The following is a 20203-nucleotide window of genomic DNA, read 5'->3' on the forward strand; positions in this document are numbered from 1 at the left end:
CCAAGGCATCTTTTTGCTAGTGAGAAGGCGGTCCCGCAATTGGTTAGAGGGTAACGGATGAGCAAGGCCACCAAAACCGGTTTCATCGGCAAGCGATCCGCTGCAGCAGGCGGATGGGGTGCATTGAAAAGCTGCGGCAAGCAACTGCTTGCAAGCGGCGCTCCGCTCTCCGGCGCGCGCACGCTTCTCAAGGCAAACCAGCCTGACGGGTTTGATTGCCCCGGTTGTGCCTGGGGTGATCCGGAGCATGGCTCTTCCTTCGAATTTTGCGAGAACGGCGTGAAGGCTGTCGCCTGGGAGGCAACCGACCGGCGTACAACGCCTGCCTTCTTCCGCGAACATACGGTTTCGCAATTGCGCAGCTGGACGGATTACGATCTGGAAAATACCGGTCGTTTGACCCATCCGATGCGGTACAACGCTTCGACCGATCAGTATGAAGTCGTCGAATGGGATGAGGCGTTCAAGACTATCGGCGACATTCTCAAGAGTTTCGACAGTCCGAACCGGGTTGAGTTCTATACGTCGGGTCGCGCCTCGAACGAGGCTGCGTTTCTCTATCAGTTGTTTGTGCGCGCCTATGGGACCAACAATTTCCCTGACTGCTCCAATATGTGCCACGAGGCAAGCGGCGTTGCACTGAAACAGTCGGTTGGCGTCGGCAAGGGGACAGTGCTGCTGGAAGATTTCGAAATGGCCGATGCCATTTTCGTCGTTGGCCAGAATCCGGGCACCAATCATCCGCGCATGCTGGGTGATTTGCGCCGTGCTGCCGAGCGCGGCGCGCGCATTGTCGTTTTCAATCCGATCCGCGAACGCGGGCTGGAGCGGTTCGCCGATCCGCAGAACAAGCTTGAAATGCTGCATGGCGGCAGCGAAGCCATAGCGAGCGACTATTTCCAGCCGCGCCTTGGCGGCGATCTTGCCGCTTTCCGTGGTATGGCCAAGGCGATTTTCGCGGCGGACGATGCGGCACTCGCCGCAGGCAAGCCCTCGATCCTCGATCGGGAGTTTCTCTGTACACATACGGCTGAACTGGAAGCCTATCGGGCGGCTGTTGACGCGACCTCATGGGAAGAAATTGAGGACCAGTCGGGGCTTCTCCGGCAGTCACTGGAGCGCGCGGCGCAAGTCTATATGGAATCGGAACGGGTTATCTGTACCTGGGCGATGGGCATCACCCAGCACCGCCATTCGGTGATCACGATCCGCGAAATTACCAATTTCATGCTGTTGCGCGGCAATATTGGCAGGCCGGGCGCCGGGCTCTGTCCGGTGCGCGGCCATTCAAACGTGCAGGGCGATCGTACCGTCGGCATCAATGAACGGCCTCCGGTCGCATTTCTCGATGCTCTTGAAAAGGAATTCGGCTTTGATGTTCCGCGTGAGCCGGGTCACAATGTTCTGGGTGCCATTGGTGCCATGCTCGACGGGTCTGCTCAGGCCTTCATCGGCCTTGGCGGCAATTTCGCACGCGCTACTCCGGATAGCCCGCTTATTTCGAAAGCGCTTTCCGGTCAGCACCTGACGGTCCATATCGCGACCAAGCTCAACCATTCGCATCTGGTGCCGGGGCGGGAATCTTTCATTCTGCCATGCCTTGGCCGCACAGAAATCGACCTCAATTCCAGAGGTGTGGCGCAGATCGTGACGGTTGAGGATTCCATGAGCATGGTGCATGGCTCAGGCGGCATCAACGCACCTGCATCTGCACATCTGCGTTCGGAAGTGGCGATCATTGCGGGCATGGCGCAGGCGACACTCGGCGCTAACCTGGTCGATTGGCTGGAGCTTGCTGACGACTATGATCTTATCCGCAATCATATCGCTCGTGTGCTGCCGGACTTCTATGATTTCAATGAGCGCGTGCGGGTCCCGCGCGGCTTCCACTTGCGCAACTCTGCCCGCGAGCTGGAATGGAACACGGCAAAGGGCAAGGCCACATTCTGGACCGGCGCTCTGCCGGAAACTGTCGAACATCAGCAGGCGCGTGGTATGCCGGGGCGTTATGTGCTGCAGACATTCCGCAGCCATGATCAGTACAACACGACTATTTATGGCATGGATGATCGCTATCGCGGCGTTTACGGCGAGCGGCAAGTGGTCTTCATGAATGCGGATGATATGGCGGATATCGGTGTCGAGGCCGGTGATCGGGCTGATATTGTCGGCGAATTCGACGATGGTGTGGAGCGTATTGCGCAGAATTTCCGCTTTGTGCCCTACGATATCCCGCGCGGCTGTATCGCAGGCTACTATCCGGAAATGAATGTGCTGGTGCCGCTCGCCAGTTCCGGTGATGAAAGTTACACGCCGACCTCGAAATCTGTGATTGTTTCGTTCCGTCCTCTTAAACCGGCTGCCGCATGATGGATGAGGGCGAGGCGGAATATATGGCGTTCGTCGAGGCTCTCATGAGTGCGGCCAGCAGCCTTACCGGTCTTGGTGCGGGGATTGTCGCCGCGCTGGCACTGGATATTGCATCGGACAGTCGAACTTTTGCGCGGTTATTGGGTGTTGCGCACGCGCTGGTGCTCCGGGAAATTTCGGTGCTCGGCGAGGATCACGGCTATATAAGGATCAGGCATCGCGATCCGCGGACACAACGTACGCGCTACGAATTAAGCGCCGCAGGGCAAAGAATTATCGAGAGGATAGAAAGGTAGTACGACGCTCACGATGATGGGCTGTCATTCTATTCGGGAAAAACTCCCAGAATTTATCAAAGAAATACGTCTCTACTTATAAATATCTTGATACGTGACTGAGTACGTCAGTTGCTTCGAAATTTGTATTTTCCGTGTCTTTATTAGTGATAACTATGATTCATTATCTTTTACCATGGCGCTGTTTTTTGCATAGTTTTAGTGCATTCTCAATGAAACCGAACCAGTGAGAATCGTGCAAATGGCGGTAAAATCATTCACTTACGGCTTATGGAATGGGTGGAAGCAGATTTTGCGACCAGGCCCCTACCGGAAAAGTCGTGGCATGCTAGCGGGCTTGGCTCTTCTGCTGGCGACGGGGTCTTTTGCTTATGCGGAGTCGTTTGATGTCGTTCCAGTAGCGGTCTTAAAGGCCGAGGCGAGTGACTATCAGCCGAAACTGACATTGTCAGGCGCGATAGCGGCTCGCTCACTCGTCAACGTCTCTTTCCGCCTGAATGGTCAGGTAGTCGAACGTATGGCAGAAATCGGCCAGCACGTGGAGAAGGGTCAATCCCTGGCGCGTATCGACAATGTCGAGCAGCAAGCCAATCTGCGTGTTGCACAGGCTACGAAAGACGCCGCACAGGCGCAACTCGTGCAGGCGCAGGCCAATTTCACACGTCAGAAGGCCTTGCTCGCCCAAGGGTTTACGACGCGCAGCACCTATGATCAGGCAAACCAAAACCTGCAGACGGCTCAGAGCGCTCTTTCCAGCGCTGAAAGCGAGTTTAATGATGCGCGCGATCAGCTGTCCTACACGGAATTGCTGGCGCCTGTTACCGGTATGATAACTGCGCGCAATATCGAGACTGGTCAGGTCGTTCAAGCGGCGCAGACAGCCTTTTCCATTGCTGAGGACGGTCCGCGCGATGCTGTCTTCGATGTGCAGGAAACATTAGTCAATCATGCCAAGATCGGCATGGGGGTCACGATTTCCTTGCTCTCCGATGTGTCCGTAACCGCTGAAGGCAAGATCCGTGAAATTTCGCCGGTGGTCGATTCACAAACCGGCACAGTCCGGGTGAAGGTGGGGATAGCACGGACACCGCCGCAGATGGCGCTGGGCGCCACCGTAACAGGCACGGTTCATATGGATGTTCTGCGGGTGATCGCTCTGCCGTGGAGTGCGATGACGTCGGATGCGGGGCGCACAGCCGTTTGGCGAATTGCAAAAGATTCCAAAGTCGCAACACTCGTTCCAATCAAGGTCCTTGCCTATGAGAAGGAACGGCTGATCGTGGAAGGCGGCTTGCAGGAAGGCGAGCTGATCGTGACTGCGGGTGCGCAGATGCTGCGCTCCGGCGAGCCGACTGAAATTGTGCAGGGGCCAGAAGGAACCGTCTCGCAATGAAGCAGATAATCCAGTTTCCCATGATGCGATCGATGGGGTGTATCGTCGTGCTTGGTGCGGCGGTTCTGCTCAGCGCCTGTGGCAAGGAAGAAGAGAAGCAAGCGAACACGGACGTTGTGCGACCGGTGCTCTATATGGTCGTTGAGCCGAAGCCGGTTACCCAGACGGGTTTTGCCGGTACGATTGAACCGCGTTACTCGACCGATCTCGCTTTCCGGGTACTTGGGCGCATCATCAACCGGCCCGTTCAGGTTGGTGATCTCGTTCAGAAGAACGAAATGGTTGCGATGGTCGATCCGTCCACGCTTGATCTGGCGGTGCAGTCCGCACGCGCCGATCTTGCCAGCGCTCAGGCGCAATATGCAAACGCTTCGGCAAGCGAAGAACGCCAGCATATCTTGCTGAAAGGCAATAATGTCTCGCAAGCCGACTATGATGCAGCCAAACAGGGGCGCGACAGTGCCGAAGCGGGTCTTGAAAAGGCTCAGGCCAGTCTGAAGATGGCGCAGAATCAGCGCAGCTATGCAGTGTTGCGTCCAGATTTCGACGGTGTCATCTCCGCAACGAATGCGGAAGTCGGTCAGGTGGTTGCGGCTGGACAGACCGTGATGACAGTCGCACGTCCCGATATTCGCGAAGCGGTGCTCGATATTCCCGATAGCATGACGCAATATTTTGAACAGGGCACGCCGTTCAATGTGCAGTTGCAGGCTGATCCTGGTGTCACCGGGCAGGGAACCGTGCGTGAAGTTGCCCCACAGGCAGATGCTCAGACTCGTACGCGGCGTGTGCGTATTGCGCTTGAAAATCCGCCGGAGGGCTTTCGCCTCGGTGCGACGATCCGGGCCGTTATGGCTGCGCCTGAACGGAATCTTGTGACGATGCCGATCCAGGCCTTGCTCGATGAAAATGGCAAGACGAGCATCTGGATTATTGATCCGCATAAACAGACGGTTTCTCTTCATGATGTGCAGGTTATCCAACGGGATGGCAACAGTTTCGTTGCCGGTGGCGTGGATGTCGGAAGCTATGTGGCGATTGCCGGTGTGCATGAGTTGAAGGAAGGACAGAAGGTCCGCCTGAACGAGAAAGGAACAGGCCTGTGAAGAAGGGATTCAATCTGTCTGACTGGGCTCTGAATCACCGGTCTCTGGTCTGGTACTTCATGCTTGTCTTTCTGGTGGCCGGTCTCATTTCCTATATCGATCTCGGTCGTGAGGAAGATCCGGAGTTCACCGTCAAAACGATGGTTGTACAGGCCAACTGGCCCGGCGCTTCTGTCGAGGAAACGCTCAATCAGGTTACGGACCGGCTGGAAAAGAAGCTCGAAGAACTGGATACGCTGGATTATACCCGCAGCATAACCACAGCGGGCAAATCGGTCGTGTTTGTATTTCTTAAAGATACGACCAGGGCGGAGCAGGTCAAAAAGTCATGGACCGAAGTACGCCATCTTCTGAATGATATTCAGAATACGCTGCCGCAGGGCGTTCTCGGACCGTATTTTAATGATCAATTCGGTGACGTTTACGGAAACGTCTACGCGTTTACGTCGGATGGTCTTTCCATGCGGCAGTTGCGGGACTATGCCGAAAGCACGCGGACAAAAATTCTGACATTGCCCAATGCGGGCAAGGTCGAACTGATCGGCGCGCAGGATGAGGCAATCTATCTGGAGTTTTCGACCCGTCAGATTGCCGCGCTCGGACTGGACCAACAGGCAATCCTCCAAGCCCTGCAGGATCAGAATGCGATCACGCCTTCTGGTGTGGTGGAAGCCGGGCCAGAGCGCATTAGTGTGCGTGTCAGCGGGCAATTTAACTCCGAGGCCGATTTGCGTGCAGTAAATCTGCGTGTCAATGATCGCTTCTTCCGCCTTTCCGACGTGGCGACGATCACACGGGGCTATGTCGATCCGCCAACATCCATTTTCCGGGTGAACGGACAAGATGCTATCGGTCTTGGCATTGGCATGAAGCCGAACGGCAATCTGCTCGAATTCGGCGCTGCACTCGACAAGATGATGAGCCAGGTGACGGCGGAACTGCCTGTCGGAGTTAAGCTATTCAAGGTCGCCGATCAGCCTCAGGTCGTCACGGAAGCTGTTTCTGGCTTTACCAAAGCGCTGTTCGAGGCCGTCGTCATCGTTCTGGCGGTGAGCTTCGTGAGTCTGGGCGTAAGAGCAGGCTTTGTCGTTTCGCTGTCAATTCCGTTGGTGTTGGCGATCACTTTCCTGGCGATGTCGCTGATGGATATTTCGTTGCAGCGCGTGTCTCTCGGTGCGCTTATCATCGCACTGGGTCTGCTTGTCGATGATGCGATGATTGCAGTTGAAATGATGGTAGCGCGACTGGAGGTCGGTGACCCCATCAATAAGGCTGCGACCTATGTATATTCGCACACGGCCTTTCCGATGCTGACGGGTACGCTCGTCACTATTGCAGGCTTTATCCCCATCGGGCTGAACAACAGTCAGGCTGGCGAATATACCTATACGCTGTTTGTCGTGATTGCGGTTTCATTGCTTGTTTCATGGATCGTCGCCGTTCTCTTCGCACCTTTGCTCGGTGTTACGTTCCTGCCGAGGAAGATGAAGGCGCATGAGGAGAAGCATAGCCGTTTCTTCAACATGTTCTCTCAGGTCCTGCTCGCCTCTATGCGGCACAAATGGATCACGATCATTACGACGATTGCACTTTTCCTCGTCTCGGTTTTTGGCATGGGATTTATCGAGCGGCAATTCTTTCCGGAATCGGATCGTCCGGAACTGGTACTCGACTGGACGCTGCCCCAGAACAGTTCGATCTCGGATACCAAAGCCCAGATGGAGAAATTCGAAGCAACGATGCTCAAGGATAATCCCGATGTGGATCATTGGAGCACCTATATCGGGCAGGGCGCTATCCGCTTCATTCTTTCCTTCGATGTCCAACCTGCCAACCCATATTTCGGGCAGATGGTCATCGTTGCGAAAGATCTTGAAGCGCGCGACAGGCTCAAGCAGAAATTCAACGAGGTTCTGCGGAAGGATTACGTCGGAACGGACGTCTATGTGAAGTATCTGGAGCTCGGACCGCCAGTTGGTCGTCCGGTTCAGTATCGTATCTCGGGGCCAGATATCCAGAAGCTGCGCGGCGTCGCGCAGGATTTTGCTGGTATCCTCAGTTCCGACAAGCGACTTGGGGTGGTGAGCTACAACTGGAACGAACCGGGTCGCGTTATCCGCGTCGACGTCATGCAGGACAAGGCGAGAAAACTCGGTATCTCCTCCAAGGATATAGCAACAACCCTCAACGGTATTGTCGGCGGTATCACGATCACCCAGGTTCGGGATTCGATATATCTGATCGACGTCATTGCGCGAGCGCAGAAACACGAGCGTGACTCGATCGATACGCTGCAGAGCCTTCAGATTGCAACCGGCAACGGGACGTCGGTGCCATTGGCGGCGATTGCCAATTTCCGGTATGAACTGGAACAGCCGGTCGTCTATCGCCGTTCACGTATTCCGACGATCACGGTAGCCGCTGGTATCATCGACAAGACAATGCCAGATACAATCGTCAAGGATCTGGCGCCAGCCATCAAGACATTCGCAGACAAGCTGCCATCAGGATACTATATTCAGACGGCGGGGACGGTGGAGGAAAGCGGCAAAAGCCAGGGGCCGATTGCTGCCGTGGTGCCTTTGATGTTGTTCGTCATGGCTACGATCCTGATGATTCAGTTGCAGAGCTTTCAGCGGTTGTTCCTTGTCGTTGCTGTGGCGCCGCTTGGGCTGATCGGTGTCGTAGCTGCGTTATTGCCGAGTGGCAAACCACTCGGCTTTGTGGCGATCCTCGGCGTGCTGGCACTGGTTGGCATTCTTATCCGAAACTCGGTCATCCTGATCGTGCAGGTTGAGGAGCATATCACGGAGGGCATGCATCCCTGGGATGCGGTGACGCAAGCGAGCCAGCATCGAATGCGACCGATCGCTCTGACTGCGGCCGCTGCAAGTCTGGCGCTGATACCGATTGCGCGTGAAGTGTTCTGGGGGCCGATGGCCTATGCCATGATGGGCGGTATCATAGCTGGCACGGCAATCACACTGCTGTTCCTGCCAGCGCTTTATGTCGCGTGGTTCCGGATCAAGGAGCCGGAGCATAAGCCGGATGAGCCGCCAGTTGAGGCGCATCCTGCGCAGCAACCGCATTAAACAAAAAGCCCGGTCACGACCGGGCTTTTTTCATGAGATTGTCACTTGTCATTGGTTCTATATAGGTTCTATTATGTAAAGTATGAATAGAACCACATTGATCACGGCTATCGAAGAGCGTGGCTTGCACGACCCGCAGCTGACGGGGCCGCTTTACCGGAACCTTGCGCGCATTCTCGGTGAACTGATCGAGGAAGGGCAGCTTGCGCCCGCGGTGGGCCTGCCGCCGGAGCGCGATTTGGCGGAACAGCTTGGCATCGGCCGCATCACCGTTCGCAATGCCTATAAGGAATTGCTGACACAGGGCGCGGTGGAGGCGCGACGTGGCAGCGGCACCTTCGTTGCCGAGCGGCCTGCCCGTATCAGCCAGCATCTCTGGCGGCTGACTTCGTTTTCCGAGGACATGCTGTCACGCGGCAAGGAGCCGGGCGCGCGCGTTGTCACCAACAAGGTCGACAGGCCGTCGCCCGACGAGGCTTTCCGGCTGGGGATCGGTGTCGATACGACGGTGGTGCGGCTGGATCGTCTGCGTCTTGCCGATGGCGTTCCGATGGCCTTCGAGCGGGCGGTGGTTCCGCGCCATTATCTGGATAAGGATCGTGTCGAAGAAGCCTCGCTTTATGGCGCATTGGCGCGGCGTGGCCACAAGCCGGTGCGCGCCTTGCAGCGTCTGACAGCAGTTACACTCGACCCCGGTACGGCACGCCTGCTTGGTGTGCATCGGGGAGCGCCCGCGCTTTTGATCGAGCGTGTCTCGCATCTCGAGGACGACCGGATCGTCGAATATACCCGTTCGCATTATCGCGCCGATGCCTATGACTTCGTCGCGGAACTGAAAATTGGAGAATGACCATGAATAGCCCTTCCTCCCTGATGCTGCAGGAAACAGAACAGTCGCCTGCCGTCGTCGTCGGTCTGCTTGAGAAGGAGGCGGGCACCTTTGCGGAGATAGCACGCATTTTCCAGAAGAGCGAACCTGCCGTCATCACGACCGCCGCGCGCGGTTCGTCCGATCATGCGGCGACATTCTTCAAATATCTGATGGAAATCACGATGGGTATTCCGGTAGCATCCATCGGGCCTTCGGTGGCATCGGTCTATGGTTCCAAGCTGAAGCTCAAGAACGGACTGCATTTCACCGTGTCGCAGTCCGGCGCCAGCCCCGACATTGTCGCGGCGCAGGAAGCTGCCAAAAAGGGTGGTGCAACCACAATTGCGGTCGTGAACGTTGTCGATAGCCCGCTTGGCAATGCCGCCGATGTCGTGCTGGCGTTGAACGCCGGTGAAGAAAAGAGTGTTGCCGCAACCAAGTCGTTCATTGCTGCAGTTGCAGCGCTTTCGGGGGTGGTGGCGTCGGCCAGCGGCGATGCAAGCCTGCAGGCCGGGCTGCAACGCCTGCCGGAGGCGCTTTCTGCAACACGGCCCGATGGTCGCGAAGCAGTTGAAAATCTCCTTTTCAATGCCCGCTCGCTTTATACGGGCGGTCGCGGCACGGCCTTTGCGATTGCGCTCGAAGCGGCGCTGAAGGCAAAGGAAACCGCCAACATCCATGCGGAGGCTTTCTCGCTGGCGGAGCTGATGCACGGGCCGATGCGTCTTGTGGAAGAGGGGTTTCCGATCATTTCCTTCCTGCCGCGTGATGAAGCTTTCGACACCAATATGCAGGCCCTGAAGCGACTGCATTCGTTCGGGGCGAGCATTGTGTCGCTATCCGATGCGGAAACGCCGGGCTTCCGGCTGCCGTCGGCAAGCACGGGCAATGCGCATCTCGATCCGCTGGTTTCCCTCATCAATTATTACCGCGTCATTGAAGCGGTCACGCGCCGCAAGGGTTTTGACCCTGATAAGCCGCGCAATCTCAACAAGGTTACGGTGACGGTATGACCAGGAAATCGGCAATAGCAGGCGCGCGCATTTTTGATGGCGAGCGCTTTCATGACCAAAGTGCGCTGGTGTTCAGTGATGGCAAGATCGAGGCCATGGTGCCGGAAGCCTCACTTGGCGAAGCCCATGATGTCGAGCGCCTGAACGGTGGTGTTTTGGCGCCCGGCTTCATCGATGCGCAGGTTAATGGCGGTGGCGGGCGCATGCTCAACGATCAGCCCACGTCCGAGACCATGTTCGTGATTGCCAAGGGGCATCGCAAATATGGAACGACGAGCCTTTTGCCGACGTTGATCACCGATACAACGCCGGTACGCGACCACGCCATTGAAGCGGCAATAGAAGCGGTCAAGGCCGACAAGGGCGTTGCCGGTCTCCATCTCGAAGGGCCGCATCTGGCCCCGGCAAGGAAGGGCGCTCATCTGGCGGAACTGATGCGTCCCGTCAATGATGCCGATATTGCGCTCTATATCCATACGGCAAGGCAGGTCGGGACATTACTGGTCACGCTTGCCGCAGAACAGGTCACACCTGAGCAGGTGCGCCGCCTGAGCGAAGGCGGTGTCGTCGTCAGCATCGGCCACAGTGACACTACCGCCGAAGAGGCGTTCAAGCGTTTCGATGCCGGTGCGCGAAGCGTGACCCATCTTTTCAACGCCATGAGCCAGATCGGCCATCGTGCGCCGGGTCTGGCAGGGGCAGCGCTTGACCATCCCGATATCTGGTGCGGCATCGTTGCCGATGGCCACCATGTCGATCCGATGGCGCTGCGGCTTGCCTTGCGGGCGAAGCGGGGAGATGCCCACCTTTTCTTCGTAACGGATGCTATGGCTCTGGTTGGTTCGGACTCTGAAAGCTTCGAAATCAACGGACGTGCTGTCCGTCGTGTGCCGGGCGGCATCTGCTCCAAGCTTGTGCTGGCGGATGGCACCATTGCCGGTTCCGATCTTGATATGGCGTCGGCAGTGCGTTTCGGCGTGGCCGAGCTGGAGCTGACGCTGGCCGAGGCACTGCGCATGGCGAGTCAATATCCGGCGCGCTATTTGCGTCTCAATGATCGCGGCACGTTCCGTCCTGGCATGCGGATGGATGCAGTCCATCTTGACGACGGGCTGTTTGCGAAAGCCACATGGCTTTCGGGTGAAAAGCAGATAGCAGGGTAAGGCTGATGACGGAAATCACCGATCGTTATTTCAATGATCTGATAGCCCGGCTTTCCGGTCTGCGTGATCGCCTTGCCGAGCCGATGGCCAAAGCCGCTGAGCTCATTGCCACTGCGGCCACGGCAGATCGTCGGGTCTATGTGTTTGGTACCGGCCATTCGCATATGATGGCGGAAGAATTGCATTATCGCGCTGGCGGGCTGGCGATTACCGTGCCGATCCTTTGCGGCGCGATCATGCTGCAGGACGGCGCGGTGGCAAGCTCGCATTTTGAGCGGATTGAAGGGGCCGTACTTCCGATTCTCGAGCGCTACGGCATTCGCGAAGGCGACGTGTTGATCGTCGTATCGAATTCCGGCGTCAATGCTGCTCCCATTGAAGCGGCGCGCTTTGCACGCGAGCAGGGGGCCGCCGTCATTGCGGTTACCTCTGTCACCTATTCCAACGCCATCGCCAAAGGCCGCACACAACTGCTTTCTCTGGCCGATGTCGTACTGGATAATGATGCGCCTGCTGGCGATGCGGTGCTGGAAGTCGAAGGCAGTGCTTTGAAGGTCGGCCCGGTTTCGACTGCCCTTGGTGTTACGATCCTCAATGCCATTTTTGCCGATGTCGCGGCAAGGCTGGTGGGTGAGGGCGATGCACCAATTTATCTGAGCGCCAACATGCCGGGCTCCGGCGACGTGAACCGTTCGCTAGTTGCCCGCTACCGTAATCGCAATCCGCATCTTTAAGTGTCTGATCCAAAAGTCGCCACGCCGGTTTGCAAATGGCGATTTCCGCGCTTCCGGTGCTCAGGTACCTTTAAGTACGCTGCGCTCCAGTTCTCGAAATCACCATTTTCGTCACGGTCAGCCGCTTTTTGATTCAGACACGATCAAAATAGAGCAATCTTTCTTCCAAAGTTGCTTGATAGCGCAATCCGGTCAGTGCATTACGCATTCTGGCATGGCGGGGGCCGCATCGTGAACTAGTTTCAAGGCGCGCGCCCTGGCTTGCGCCTTCGAAAATTTGAGGAAGTCCGATGCATAATTTTGTCTTGACCGTCACCTGCAAGTCCACTCGCGGTATCGTTGCCGCGATTTCGGGTTATCTTGCGGGCAAGGGTTGCAACATCATCGATAGCGCCCAGTTTGACGATCTGGACACCGGTCGTTTTTTCATGCGCGTCAGCTTTATCTCCGAAGAAGGCGTCGTTCTCGATGTTCTGCGTGAAGGTTTTGCGCCCGTGGCAGCTCCGTTCGAGATGGAATTTGAATTCCACGACAATGCGCAACGGACTAAAACGCTTCTGATGGTTTCGCGTTTCGGCCATTGCCTGAACGATCTGCTTTATCGCTGGAAGATCGGTGCGTTGCCGATTGATATTGTCGGCGTGGTGTCGAACCATTTCGATTATCAGAAGGTTGTCGTCAATCACGACATTCCGTTCCACCATATCGCCGTCACCAAGGCCAACAAGCCGGAGGCAGAACAGCGCCTTCTGGATATTGTCGATGATACAGGCACGGAGCTGGTGGTTCTTGCCCGTTACATGCAGGTTCTGTCCGATCAGCTCTGCCAGAAGATGTCGGGCAAGATCATCAACATTCATCATTCCTTCCTGCCGTCCTTCAAGGGCGCGAATCCTTACAAGCAGGCTTATGAGCGCGGCGTGAAGTTGATTGGCGCCACGGCGCATTATGTGACCGCAGATCTCGATGAAGGTCCGATCATTGAGCAGGACGTTGCGCGCATTACCCATGCGCAGAGCGCTGCTGATTACGTGTCGATTGGCCGTGATGTCGAAGCGCAGGTTCTGGCACGCGCTGTTCACGCGCATATTCATCACCGTTCGTTTCTCAACGGCAATCGCACAGTCGTATTCCCGGCTAGCCCCGGGTCGTTCGCCTCCGAACGCATGGGGTGATATTGCGGCTCTGGCGGCCTGCAAATCGCGTCTTTTTGCGCTTCCGGTGCTCACGTACTCAAGTACGCTGCGCGCCGGTTCTCAAAAGCCATGATTTTCGGCAGGCCATAACCACAATCTCCGCTAATCACTGATGTTGCGTCAATAAAAAACCCCGCCAAAGCGGGGTTTTCTTTTGATCTGTAATAAGATCGATTAGTCGATGTCGAAGGAAACGCCCTGTGCGAGCGGCAGAGCCTTCGAGTAGTTGATGGTGTTGGTTGCGCGGCGCATGTAGCCCTTCCATGCATCCGAACCCGATTCACGACCGCCGCCGGTTTCCTTTTCACCGCCGAATGCGCCGCCGATTTCAGCACCCGAAGTACCGATATTGACGTTTGCAATGCCGCAATCCGAACCTTCAGCCGAGAGGAAACGTTCTGCTTCCTGCAGGTTGAGCGTAAAGATCGAAGAGGACAGGCCTGCGCCGACTTCGTTGTGGCTTGCCAGCACGTCGTCGAAGTCCGAATACTTCATGACATACAGGATCGGCGCGAAGGTTTCTTCGAGAACCGGACCTTCCTGCTTCGGCATTTCGACGATAGCCGGACGCACATAGTAAGCGTTTTCATGGCCAGCATCGACGCGTTCGCCGCCCTGTACCTTGCCGCCGTGAGCAGCAGCTTCCTTAAGCGCCTTCTGCATGTTGTCGAAAGCAACCTTGTCGATCAGCGGACCGACCAGAGCGCTGGTTTCGAGCGGCGAACCAACGGTGACGCTGGCATATGCCTTCTGCAGACGCGGAACGAGAGCGTCGTAAACGCTTTCATGCACGAAGAGGCGACGCAAGGTGGTGCAGCGCTGACCGGCGGTGCCCATTGCGCCGAAGGCGATTGCGCGCAGCGCCATGTCGAGATCGGCTGAGGGGCAGACGATACCGGCATTGTTGCCGCCGAGCTCGAGAATCGCACGAGCAAAACGCTTGGCAAGGCGCGGACCGACTTCGCGGCCCATGCGGGTCGAACCGGTTGCCGAAACGACTGGAACCTTCGGGCTGTCAACGAGGACTTCACCGATTTCACGGTCACCAAGCAGAAGTAGCGAAATACCCTCCGGTGCATCGCCGAAACGCTTCAGTGCGCGCTTGAAGATCGCATCGCAGGCAAGAGCGGTCAGAAGGGTCTTTTCAGATGGCTTCCAGACGACCGAGTTGCCGCACACGATTGCCAGAGCGGCATTCCATGACCAGACCGCCACGGGGAAGTTGAAGGCAGAGATAACGCCGACAACGCCGAGTGGATGCCAGGTTTCCATCATGCGATGGCCAGCACGTTCGGTTGCAATGGTGAGGCCGTAAAGCTGGCGCGACAGACCGACTGCGAAATCGCAGATGTCGATCATTTCCTGTACTTCGCCGAGGCCTTCCGAAGGGATCTTGCCAGCTTCGAGCGAAACGAGACGGCCAAGGTCTTCCTTGGAAGCGCGCAGCTCTTCACCAAGCAGACGGATCAGTTCGCCGCGCTTCGGTGCCGGAACGTTGCGCCAGGCGCGGAAAGCTTCGTCAGCCTTGTCGATGATCTTGACTGCGTCTTCCTTGCTGTGGGTCTTGACCGCAGCAATCTGTTCGCCCGAAACGGGGCTGAAACCGGCAAGGTCGCCGCCGGTATAGGCGGATGCATCTACGCCGAGTTTGGAAAGCAGATCGGCGGCTTCCTTCTTCACGTCGATTTTTCTAACAGCGGTGTTCATGGCTTTCCTCTCTGTATGAGTTGTTTGCGCATAATCCTGTCCGAAAAGTCTGCAACTTTTCGGGGTTATGCTTTTATTCTGCCGCTTCGAGGCCCTTCAAACCTGCCTTAACGGCTTCGATGGATTCGCGTTCGATGCGGGCATAGTGCTCGAATTCATTAAGCACTTTCGCACCCAGATCATCCTCGAAACGCTTCTGGTTGGGGCTTTCAACAAATTCCTGTGTGTCGTCGTCGCCCAGATTGGACTGGAATATACCGGCAGCGCTCACCGGCAGGAAGTCCTCATAGATGATCGGGTCGAACTGAACCGCACCAGCTTCAATCAGAACCTCAATATCGGTGCCCGGCTTGTAGGCTTCAAGCTTTGCAGCGTCCCTGACCGAATAGGCGAAGTAGCCGAGGCCTTCTTCACGCACGCCAGCCCATGTGTCTGGGAAGGCTGCAAAAGTGTCGCTCAGCGCTTTCACATATTCAGCCGCATTCGAGCCATCCGGAGCAGGGCGCGCAACGGCGCGGGTATCGTTGAGCAGCTTGTCGTAAAGAGCACGGCCCTTCGGCGTAAGTGCTACGCCGCGCTGTTCGATCTCGCCGAAACGGGCAGTGTGCGAGCCCGGCGTCCAGGTGCCATCAGCACTCACAAAGGACACTTCTTCTTCCAGCGCCTTGAATGAGGTCTGACGCAGAAGGATCGGGCACTTGCGGGTTGGCGGGCCTTCGACAACGGCCTTCGGGTTGATGCCGCGATCCGGCATCTGAACCTGCACGGCGTCGATGTCGAGCGTGCGCGGCGTCAGGTGATTGATATGCGGACCCTTGAAAGAGACGACGTCGGCGATCAGGCGGTGCGCGTCATGCAGGCGATGATAAAGTTCGGCGCTGACATTGGCGTGATCGTGCCAGCGGAATGTTTCCAGCACTTCAGCGACAAAAGCCTTTGCGTCGTCGTCGTTGAGGCCGCCTTCGGCTTCAGCCTTTTCGACGAGTGCAATGGCACCACCGGTGAAGATGTTGCGCTTCGACAGGACTTCTTCCGATTCAGCGCGCAGCTTTTCATCGGCGATAAGATCGAGACGCAGGAGCGAGGTAAAGACGCGGAACGGATTATGCTTCAGGGCAGCATCGTCGACCGGGCGGAAGGCAGTCGAGTGAACCGGGACACCAGCGGCGCTAAGATCGTAATAACCGACCGGGAACATACCCATGACCGCAAAGACGCGGCGCATCATCGACAGCTCGGCAGCCGTGCCGAGACGGATTGCGCCGTGGCGTTCTTCCGAAATGCGCTCAAGCGAATCTGTTTCCGTCAGACGTTCATGCAAGTGGCTGTCATCAGTCAGCACTTTGGCATTCACATCGGCGACGAGTTCCATCAATGTGCCATAAGCAGGCACTTCCTGCTTGTACATTGCGGACATTGCCGCCGAGAAGGCAGAACGAATAGCGTCCGGCGAAACGAATTTCTGGTCTTTCATGGCGAAAATTTCCGTCGAGTGGGGCATCTTCGGGTTATGCATGTCGTGCTTGGGAGGAACATGCATGGATTATGATGAAAATGTATCATATAGACCGTTTTGCGGTTATGCTTGCGACGAAAGCAACTATGTTAATGCGAGAATGGAATGAAGCTGAGCAGACGACTGATCCCTGATATCGCCACGCTGCAGGCATTTGAGTGTGCCGCCCGTCATGGCAGTTTCACGCAGGCTGCGCACGAGCTCAATCTCACCCAGAGCGCGGTCAGCCGTCAGATCAAGGATCTTGAAAGCCAGCTTGGCGTCCTGCTGTTCGAGCGCATCCGCCAGCGCATTCTGCTTTCCGATGCAGGCAGAAAATTTCTACCGGAAGTGCGGCGTCTACTGAACCAGACGGAAGATACGATGTTGCGCGCCATGGCTTCGGCGCAATCAACGTCTTCTTTCAGTGTGGCTACCCTGCCGACATTCGGCACGCGCTGGCTGATGCCGCGCATTTCCGATTTTATCGAAAAGCATCCAGGCATTGCCATCAATGTCGCGTCGCGCTCTGGCGTCTTCGATTTCGAGGAGCAGCCATTCGATCTGGCCATCCATTATGGACAGCCGGTCTGGGCACATGCCACCTGTACCTTTCTGTGCAGTGAAGTCATCGTGCCGGTCGCCAGCCCGAGCCTGTTGAAAGCGCGTCATCCATCGGCACCGGAAGAGCTTGAAAACGAGCCTTTGCTGCATCTTGCGACGCGGCCCAAAATGTGGGCGCAATGGTTTGAAAGCTGCGGTGTTGAGGGACGCTCGGCCTATCGGGGACATCGGTTCGATCAGTTCTCGATGGTCATTGGTGCGGCACTGGCCGGTCTGGGTTTTGCGCTTCTGCCACTTTATCTGATTGAGCAGGAGTTGCTCAGCGGCGAACTGGTCATGCTTTTTGAGAAGCCGATGCGCACCGAGAACGAATATTATCTGGTTGTACCGGAAGGAAAACTGGAGAATCCGTTAACGCAGGTGTTCTGTCAGTGGATTGCCGGGCAGGTAGGCAATACGGATTATTCGATGCTGGTTCATTCCAAACCGGAATGAATTGTTGCGCAAATAACGCTGTCCAACCGGCTTTCGCAGCGTGAAATAGAAACAGTCGGGCAGGGTGCCCGTATTTCACTATTTAAAATGGTTGCTCTCAATGCTGAACGATCCGCGCTCCCATGGTCTTTGGGAAAAGACCGCCCCTGCTGCTCCCAAGACGGCCACGCTGCAAGGTGATCTGACTGCGGATGTGGTGATCGTTGGGGGCGGTTTTACCGGTCTCTCGACAGCTCTGCATCTGGCCGAGAAAGGCACGCGAGCCATCGTCCTCGAAGGTATCGAGATCGGCTATGGCGGTTCGGGCCGCAATGTCGGTCTGGTCAATGCAGGCATGTGGGTCATGCCGGATGATCTGCCCGGCGTGCTTGGCCAGAAATATGGTGACCGGTTGCTTGATGTCCTCGGCAATGCGCCGAAGCTTGTCTTCGAAATCGTTGAGAAGCACAAGATTGCCTGTGAAGTCGAAAAGCAGGGCACGCTTCACTGCGCCGTCGGCAAGAAGGGCCTGAAGGAACTTGAAGACCGCTATGAGCAGTGGGCGCGCCGTGGCGCCGATGTGAAGCTGCTCGACGCCAAGGAAACTGCAGCCAAGGTTGGAACCAAGGCTTATGCCGGATCGCTGCTCGATCTGCGCGCCGGTACGATCCAGCCGCTCGCTTATGTGCGCGGGCTTGCCCATGCGGCCATTGCCGCTGGCGCGACCGTGTTTACCGGAAGCCCGGTGATCGGGGCCGAGGAAAAGAACGGCAAATGGGTGGTCAAGACCGCCAAGGGTTCCGTGACGGCAAACTGGGTCGTTGTGGCGACAAATGCCTACACCAATGCACCATGGCCGAAAGTGCGCGCCGAGCTGGTTCACCTGCCATATTTCAACATGGCCACGAAACCGCTGTCAGATAATATCAAGCGCTCCATATTGCCGGAACGTCAGGGGGTGTGGGACACGAAGGAAGTCCTTTCATCCTTCCGTTTCGACCAGCAGGGCCGCCTCGTTTTCGGCAGCGTCGGTGCGTTGCGCAACACGGGTGCTGCCGTGCACAAAGCATGGGCGAAGAAATCGTTGAAGCGTCTGTTCCCGCAGATCGGCGAAGTCGAATTTGAAGCCGAATGGTATGGCAAGATCGGCATGACCGATGACAGCCTGCCGAAATTCCATCGCCTCGCCCGCAATGTGGTTGGGTTCTCCGGTTACAACGGTCGCGGTATCGCGCCGGGAACAGTCTTCGGGAAACTGCTTTCGCAGCTCGTTTCAGGCGAGATCAAAGAAGATGATCTGCCGCTGCCGGTCAGCGATCCGAAAGAGCAGAATTTCCGCAGTCTGCGTGAAGCCTATTACGAGGCCGGCGCTCAGGTTGCGCATGTTGCCGAGATCGTTATCTGATCTGTTGATCTTTTCAGCGGGGATGCGTTTACGGTTGTCATAAAACCGCATTGCAATTCCTCTAATGCCATCCGCATCTCTCCATGCTTGGAGGTACGGATGGCTGTTCGGCAAAACATTCAATGTCTTACAAGCCTTCCGATGGATATGATTCCGCCGGGAGGCTTTTGTTTTCCGGGTTCACGTTGCAGGATGTTTGACAGGTGCACCATGAATGGAAATGATCGTGCCTATCGCCATGGCAGTATCTGCGCGCTATCATTTCGCACGCGTCAGGATTGCACCGGCATCGCTGGTCATGCTGGCGAACATTATACAGAAATTCGAGGAGCGAATCCCATGAACAAGATGCTGAAGCGGGCTGCTGTCGTACCTGCGCTTCTTGCTCTTTCCATCGCCGTGGCACAGGCCGATACGCTGACGCTTTATACGTCGCAACCGGAAGCGGATGCGACCAAGACAGTCGAAGCTTTCCGCAAGGTCAATCCAGATACGGATGTGCAGATTTTCCGTTCCGGTACGAGCGAACTCCTCACCAAGCTTGCAGCCGAGTTTTCGGCTGGCGCGCCGCAGCCTGACGTGCTTCTGATCGCTGATGCGGTGACGATGGAAGGCCTCAAGAAGGACAAGCGCCTGCTCGCCTATCCGGAAGCCAAGGTCGATGGTTTTGCTGCAGATAGCTATGACGCCGACAAGACTTATTTCGGCTCCAAGCTCATCACCACCGGCATCGCCTATAATACGGGTGCGAGCCAGAAGCCTGAACATTGGGCCGATCTCGCCAAGGCCGACTATAAAGGCCAGGTTGTCATGCCAAGCCCGCTTTATTCGGGCGCTGCTGCCTATCTCCTGAGCGGTTTCGCGCTCAACAAGGATCTCGGCTGGGATTATTTCAAGAACCTCAAGGCCAATGAACTGGCAAGCGTCAAGGGCAATGGCGCAGTGCTGAAGTCGGTTGCGAGTGGCGAAAAGCCATATGGCATTCTTGTTGACTTCATGGCGCTCAATGCCAAAGCCAAGGGTTCGCCGATCGAGTTCGTCTTCCCGTCGGAAGGTGTGCCTGCCGTAACCGAACCAGTTGCGATCATGGCCACCGCCAAGAATGTCGACGGTGCCAAGAAGTTCGTTGATTTCATCTTGTCGGATGATGGCCAGAAGCTGGCACTTGAGCAGGGCTATCTGCCTGCCAAGGACGGCGTCGGTCGCCCTGCATGGCTGCCAGAAGGCACCAAGATCAACATCATGTCTATCGACACCCAGAAGGTTCTCGATCAGACTGATGCCGACAAGAAGCAGTTCTCCGAGCTGTTTGGCGGATAAAAAG

At 56.5% G+C, this 20203-nt stretch carries 15 protein-coding genes; 13 read left to right on the plus strand and 2 right to left on the minus strand.

The window, feature by feature from the left end:
* Positions 1-57 precede the first annotated feature (57 nt).
* The 10 genes from HWX93_RS05265 (at position 58) to purU (ending at position 13213) form a co-directional block, all read left to right on the plus strand.
* Positions 58-2370, plus strand: coding sequence for an FdhF/YdeP family oxidoreductase (locus HWX93_RS05265; RefSeq protein ID WP_176036742.1), 2313 nt, complete (start codon positions 58-60; stop codon positions 2368-2370).
* Entirely contained in the window at positions 2367-2666 is a 300-nt protein-coding gene (locus HWX93_RS05270) for a hypothetical protein (RefSeq protein ID WP_109987306.1), read from the plus strand. The genes HWX93_RS05265 and HWX93_RS05270 overlap by 4 nt, the downstream gene beginning before the upstream one ends.
* A 241-nt stretch (positions 2667-2907) precedes the next feature.
* Positions 2908-4059 (plus strand): efflux RND transporter periplasmic adaptor subunit, encoded by a 1152-nt coding sequence (locus tag HWX93_RS05275; RefSeq protein WP_109987305.1) that lies wholly within the window; start codon positions 2908-2910, stop codon positions 4057-4059.
* Positions 4056-5165 carry an efflux RND transporter periplasmic adaptor subunit gene (locus tag HWX93_RS05280; protein WP_176036743.1) on the plus strand — a complete coding sequence of 370 codons (1110 nt, stop codon included), beginning with the start codon at positions 4056-4058 and terminating at the stop codon, positions 5163-5165. The genes HWX93_RS05275 and HWX93_RS05280 overlap by 4 nt, the downstream gene beginning before the upstream one ends.
* A complete protein-coding gene (locus HWX93_RS05285) occupies positions 5162-8257 on the plus strand; it encodes an efflux RND transporter permease subunit (protein WP_109987303.1) in 3096 nt (1031 codons plus the stop codon). Before HWX93_RS05280 ends, HWX93_RS05285 begins: the two co-directional genes overlap by 4 nt.
* A gap of 82 nt (positions 8258-8339) precedes the next feature.
* Positions 8340-9107 carry a GntR family transcriptional regulator gene (locus HWX93_RS05290; protein WP_176036744.1) on the plus strand — a complete coding sequence of 256 codons (768 nt, stop codon included), beginning with the start codon at positions 8340-8342 and terminating at the stop codon, positions 9105-9107.
* Positions 9108-9109: 2 nt separating this feature from the next.
* Entirely contained in the window at positions 9110-10141 is a 1032-nt protein-coding gene (locus HWX93_RS05295; RefSeq protein WP_176036745.1) for an SIS domain-containing protein, read from the plus strand.
* Positions 10138-11304: an N-acetylglucosamine-6-phosphate deacetylase gene (gene nagA, locus HWX93_RS05300; RefSeq protein ID WP_176036746.1), complete on the plus strand. Its 1167-nt coding sequence runs from the start codon at positions 10138-10140 to the stop codon at positions 11302-11304. The genes HWX93_RS05295 and nagA overlap by 4 nt, the downstream gene beginning before the upstream one ends.
* Before the next feature lie 5 nt (positions 11305-11309).
* Positions 11310-12038, plus strand: coding sequence for an SIS domain-containing protein (locus HWX93_RS05305; RefSeq protein ID WP_109987299.1), 729 nt, complete (start codon positions 11310-11312; stop codon positions 12036-12038).
* Positions 12039-12328: 290 nt separating this feature from the next.
* A complete protein-coding gene (purU, locus tag HWX93_RS05310; protein WP_176036747.1) occupies positions 12329-13213 on the plus strand; it encodes a formyltetrahydrofolate deformylase in 885 nt (294 codons plus the stop codon).
* A gap of 195 nt (positions 13214-13408) precedes the next feature.
* On the opposite strand, the gene HWX93_RS05315 is transcribed toward purU, so the two are convergent.
* Together HWX93_RS05315 and HWX93_RS05320 are read right to left on the minus strand one after the other, a co-directional pair.
* Positions 13409-14941 (minus strand): aldehyde dehydrogenase family protein, encoded by a 1533-nt coding sequence (locus HWX93_RS05315; RefSeq protein ID WP_176036748.1) that lies wholly within the window; start codon positions 14939-14941, stop codon positions 13409-13411.
* 73 nt (positions 14942-15014) lie between these two features.
* Positions 15015-16415: a VOC family protein gene (locus tag HWX93_RS05320; protein WP_176036749.1), complete on the minus strand. Its 1401-nt coding sequence runs from the start codon at positions 16413-16415 to the stop codon at positions 15015-15017.
* 147 nt (positions 16416-16562) lie between these two features.
* On the opposite strand from HWX93_RS05320, the gene HWX93_RS05325 reads away from it, so the two are divergent.
* From HWX93_RS05325 to HWX93_RS05335, 3 genes are all read left to right on the plus strand, one after another.
* Positions 16563-17495 (plus strand): LysR family transcriptional regulator, encoded by a 933-nt coding sequence (locus HWX93_RS05325; RefSeq protein WP_061345843.1) that lies wholly within the window; start codon positions 16563-16565, stop codon positions 17493-17495.
* Positions 17496-17595: 100 nt separating this feature from the next.
* Positions 17596-18879 (plus strand): NAD(P)/FAD-dependent oxidoreductase, encoded by a 1284-nt coding sequence (locus tag HWX93_RS05330; RefSeq protein WP_176036750.1) that lies wholly within the window; start codon positions 17596-17598, stop codon positions 18877-18879.
* A 339-nt stretch (positions 18880-19218) separates the two neighbouring features.
* The gene (locus HWX93_RS05335) at positions 19219-20199 is read left to right on the plus strand and encodes an ABC transporter substrate-binding protein (RefSeq protein WP_176036751.1); all 981 of its coding nucleotides are present in this window, start codon (positions 19219-19221) and stop codon (positions 20197-20199) included.
* The last annotated feature ends 4 nt before the right edge of the window (positions 20200-20203 follow it).

The sequence above is a fragment of the Brucella tritici genome (genome assembly GCF_902825325.1).
Classification (GTDB): Bacteria; Pseudomonadota; Alphaproteobacteria; order Rhizobiales; family Rhizobiaceae; genus Brucella.